Consider the following 4,270-nt stretch of genomic DNA (forward strand, 5'->3'; position numbering starts at 1 on the left):
GATCCGCTGCCGGCACCGGCGCCGTGGCGCGCGGGGCCCGGCGAGGTGCGGCCGGAGGTGAAGCAGGCCGCGGCGCGGGCCGTCGAGGTCGCGGGGACGTGGGCCGCCACGGCGCCGCAGGACGAGCGGGGGCCGGAGGACGGCGCCGGGCTGGAGGGTGCGGGCGAGGCGCTCGTCGAGCGCCTCGCGGCGGCGGACCTGCTCGCGCCGGGCGCCGACCGCACCTCTCTGGCCGCGGCCCTGGGGCCGCTCGTCGCCCCCGATGCCCTCACCGCGGCCACCGAGGTCGTGTACCCGCAGTACGGCGGCCTGACGGCCGACGCGGCGAGCGTCATGGTGGTGGCCCGCCAGGAGCGGCGCGGACGACAGGGCGAGGCGTCTCAGCACGGTGCGACCCTCGACGTCCGGCTGTCGCCGTCGCCCGACGGGGCGTGGCGGGTCACGGCGGTGCAGCCGCCCGCGCCCCGGCCGGCGGGCGCGGCGCCGAGCCCGTTGGCCCTCGAGGTGCTCGCCTCGCCGCGGGTCGAGCTGCCGGAGGACGCGGCCGCCGACGTCCGCGCCGGGGCGGTGGGCGACGAGGCGCTCGCCGTGCTGCTGGGCCTCGCGGCCGCGCACGAGGTGGCCGTGTCGGTGGCGCGCACCGGGCACCCGGCGGAGGTCTTCGGCACCGACCGGCTCTCGAACCACACCCGGGGTCGTGCCCTCGACGTGTGGCGGGTCGACGGCCGGCTCGTCGTCGACCCGGCGTCCCTCGACGTCGTCGAGGCGGCCATGCGCGCCGCCGGGGCCGCCGGGGCGACCGAGGTCGGCGGCCCCGTGGACCTCGACGGCCCCGCCGGGCCGGCCTTCTTCAGCGACGACCTGCACGCGGACCACCTGCACCTCGGGCTCACCGAGGGCGAGGAGCCCATCGGCCCGACGGGCTGAACCGGTCGGCCGCCGGGCGGAGCCGCCCGGCTCAGAACCGGACGACCAGCCGCACCTCGTCGCGGTCGTCGCCCGGGCCGACGCGCAGGGCCCCGGGGTGGCGCCCGACGACGACGTAGCCGGCGCGCTCGTAGAAGGGCTGCAGGCCCTGGCCGTCGCGGACGGTGAGGGAGAGCTGCTCGAGGCCCAGGTCGCGCGCCGCCGCGTGCACCGCCGCGAGCAGCCGGCGGCCCGCGCCCCGACCTTGCAGGTGCGGCGCCACCATGAGGCGGACCACCGTGCGCCAGTGGGCGGTGATGGGCGTGCTCCCGGCGAGCAGGACCCCCATGCCGACGGCGCGGAGCCGCTCCACCCCGTCCTCCGCCTCCTCGAGGACGACGAGCACGTCGCGGCCCTCGCGCACCCGGGCGAGCGTCCCGTCGAGCGCGACGGCGACCGCCGCCGGGTCGACCGGGGGGACGAAGCCGACGCTGCCCCCGGCCTCGGAGACGTCGACCCAGGTGCGCAGGAGGTCCTCGCGCAGCGCGGGGTCCTCGGCGGAGCCCGGACCGCCCGAGGGCGGGACGACGCGGGTGCGGAGCGGGGCGGCCGGGGACGTCCCACGACCGGAGGAGGTGCTCGACGTGCTCACGCCGCGATCGTCGCAGGGACGACCGACGACCCCGGGCCGAGCCCGGAGCGCCGCGACGGCGTCAGGGCGTCAGGGCCTCAGAGCCACGCCATGGGGTCGGTGGGCGCGCCGTCCACGCGCACCTCGAAGTGCAGGTGGCATCCCGTCGAGCCGCCCGTCGTGCCCTCGTAGCCGATGACCTGTCCGCGGGAGACCGACCCGGAGCGGACGGCGAAGCCCTGCAGGTGGGCGTAGGCCGTGGCCACCGAGCGCCCGTCCATGAGGCCGTGGCTGACGACGACGATGTTGCCGTAGCTGCCGTTGTAGCCGGCCGACACGACGGTGCCGTCCTCGGCGGCCCGCACCGGCGTCCCGCACCCGGCGGCGAAGTCCTGCCCGTTGTGCATGCGCAGGTAGCCGCGGATCGGGTGCATGCGCATGCCGAAGGGCGACGACAGGCGGCCCTCGGGCCGCAGCAGCCGTCCGCCGCGGTCCGACGACGACCCGCGGCTCACCGCGCTGGGCGGCGCCGGGGCGGCCGCGGGGGCCGCCGCGGCGCGGGATCCTGTCGAGGACCCGGACGACCCCTGGGACGCCTGCTGGGCCGCCTGCTCCTGGGCCGCCCGCTCCTCGGCCTCGCGCGCGGCGCGCTCCTCCGCCTCGCGGGCCGCCTGACGCTCCGCCTCGCGCGCGGCCTCCTGCTCGGCGGCGACGCGGCGCTCCTCCTCGGCGATGGCGCGCAGCTGCGCGCCCAGGGCGTCGGACTCCGCCTGGAGCGCGTCGAGGCGCTCCTCCTCCTCGGCCTGGCGCGCCTCGATGACGGCGACGGCCCGGTCCTGGCGCGCCACGAGGTCCTCGACCTCGCGCTGGCGCGCCTCGGCGGCCGCCTCGGCGGCCTGGGCGCGCACGAGCTGGCGCTCCGCCTCGGCCTCGAGGTCGGCGACCTGCTCGGTGACGGCCTCCAGCCGCGCGCGGGCGCTCGTGCGCACGGCCTGCTCCGAGGACAGGTCGGCGAGGACGGCGGACTGCGTGGTGCTCAGGCCGGCGAGGGCGGCCGAGCGCGACGCGAGGTCGTCGGTGCTCGCCGACCCCATGGCGAGCGCGAGCATCTCCGGCATCCCGTTGCCGCGGTAGGACGACGCCGCGATCCGGCCGACCGAGGTCCGGTGCTCCGCCATCGCCTCCTCCGTCCCCGCCACGGCCTCGGCGGCCGCCTCCTGGGCGGCGGTCGAGGACGCGAGCCGCTGGGCGAGCTCGTCGGCCTCGGCCCGGGCCCGGCTGCGCTCGGAGCGGGCGGCGTCCGCGGCGGAGCGGGCGCCGGGCAGCTGCTGCTGCACGGCGGCGTACTCGGCGTACGCGCCCTGCAGCTCCTCGGACGTGCCCACGAGGTCCTGCTGCAGCGTGGAGAGGGCTGCGTCGACCGCGGCCTTCCGCTCCTCGGGCTGGCTGGCCTCCGGCGCGGCGGCCGCCGGGACGGCGAGGAGGCTCGTCGTCAGCGCCAGGGCCGACGCCGCGAGCACGGCCCTCGACGCCCGGCGCGGAGGGCGCGCACGGCGCACGACGAGGGGCCGCGCGGGTCGGGTCGCTCGTGCGGCGGCGGGCAGAGGTCGGCCGGAGTGCTCCACAGCAGGCAGCGCCTTCGCGGTCGGGGGTGGAGGACAGCGCCGTCGGCACCTGGGTGGCACCTCGTGCTGGCACACCGTAGCCAGCGATGAGCAGGCTGTGAACCACCTGGGACGCCCGGATCGTCGACATCCGGCGTCTTCGTCCTCATCCGCCGGCGTGGGGTGCCTCCGGCTCGTGGACCTGTTCGTCGGAGGTGACCGTGCACGGTCACCTCCGACGAACAGGTCCGAGGGACGCTGGGAGGGGCGTCCCGCTGCTGGGAGGATCGGGGGGTGCTCTCGTCCGGAGACGACGTCGTCACCGCGCGTCCGCGGCGGCTGCTGCTGCTCACGGCCGGCTCGCGCGGAGACGTCGAGCCGTTCGTCGCGCTGGCGCGCGAGGCCGCGCGCCGGGGCCACGAGGTCGTGCTCGGCGCGACGCGCAGCATGGTGACAGGGCTGGGCAGGGGGCCGGCGGCCGAGCCCTTCCGCGTCGTCCTCCTCGACGGCGACCTCGGGGGCCTCGTCGCCCGCCAGGGCGTCTCGCCCGCGGCGGCGCTGCGCGCGTGGCGGTCGACGGTGCACCCGGCCCTGCGGGCGCTGCTGGCCTCGGCGGTGGGCACGGCCCGCGACGTCCGGCCCGACGTCGTCGTCGCCCACCCCAAGGTGCTCTCCGCGCCCCTCGCCGCCGGACTGCTCGACGTCCCGCACGTCCTCGTCGAGACCGTGCCCGCGCTCACGGCGACCGGCGCGTTCCCGGCCGCGGGCGTCGCCGCGCGCGACCTGGGCCGGCGCCTCAACCGGCTCACCTACCGCGCCACCGCCGCCGCGGGGGCGGCGCTGGGTCCGGACCTGCGCCGGCTGCGGGTCGCGCACGGGCTGCCCGCGGGCGCCCTGGCTCCCCCGGCGGCCGTGCTGTGCCCGGTGAGCCCTCTCCTCGTGCCGCGGCCGGCCGACTGGCCGGGCACCGCCCACGTCACGGGGCCGTGGCACGACGGCGCCGACGCCGTCGCGGACCCCGAGATCGAGGTCTTCATCACCGCCGCGCGGGCGGCCGGCGCCCCGGTGGTCGTGGCCGGCTTCGGGTCGATGGCCACGGGGCCCGCCGACGCCGAGGCCCGCAGCCGGG

At 79.0% G+C, this 4,270-nt stretch carries 4 protein-coding genes; 2 read left to right on the forward strand and 2 right to left on the reverse strand.

Going from position 1 to position 4,270, the window contains the following annotated elements:
- A partial coding sequence (locus HLB09_RS13670; RefSeq protein WP_212771072.1) for a hypothetical protein occupies nt 1-927 on the forward strand: 927 nt, incomplete at its 5' end.
- Nucleotides 928-958: 31 nt separating this feature from the next.
- Here HLB09_RS13670 and HLB09_RS19470 read toward each other — a convergent pair.
- Both HLB09_RS19470 and HLB09_RS20095 read right to left on the reverse strand, forming a co-directional pair.
- Entirely contained in the window at nt 959-1,558 is a 600-nt protein-coding gene (locus tag HLB09_RS19470; protein ID WP_171203899.1) for a GNAT family N-acetyltransferase, read from the reverse strand.
- Between the two features lie 77 nt (nt 1,559-1,635).
- Nucleotides 1,636-3,057 carry a peptidoglycan DD-metalloendopeptidase family protein gene (locus tag HLB09_RS20095; RefSeq protein ID WP_171203900.1) on the reverse strand — a complete coding sequence of 474 codons (1,422 nt, stop codon included), beginning with the start codon at nt 3,055-3,057 and terminating at the stop codon, nt 1,636-1,638.
- Between the two features lie 378 nt (nt 3,058-3,435).
- Between HLB09_RS20095 and HLB09_RS13685 the strand changes: the two genes are divergently transcribed.
- Nucleotides 3,436-4,270 (forward strand): glycosyltransferase (locus HLB09_RS13685; RefSeq protein WP_171203901.1); only part of this gene is annotated, 835 nt, incomplete at its 3' end.

The sequence above is a fragment of the Pseudokineococcus marinus genome, assembly GCF_013004605.1.
Taxonomy (GTDB): Bacteria; Actinomycetota; Actinomycetes; order Actinomycetales; family Quadrisphaeraceae; genus Pseudokineococcus; species Pseudokineococcus marinus.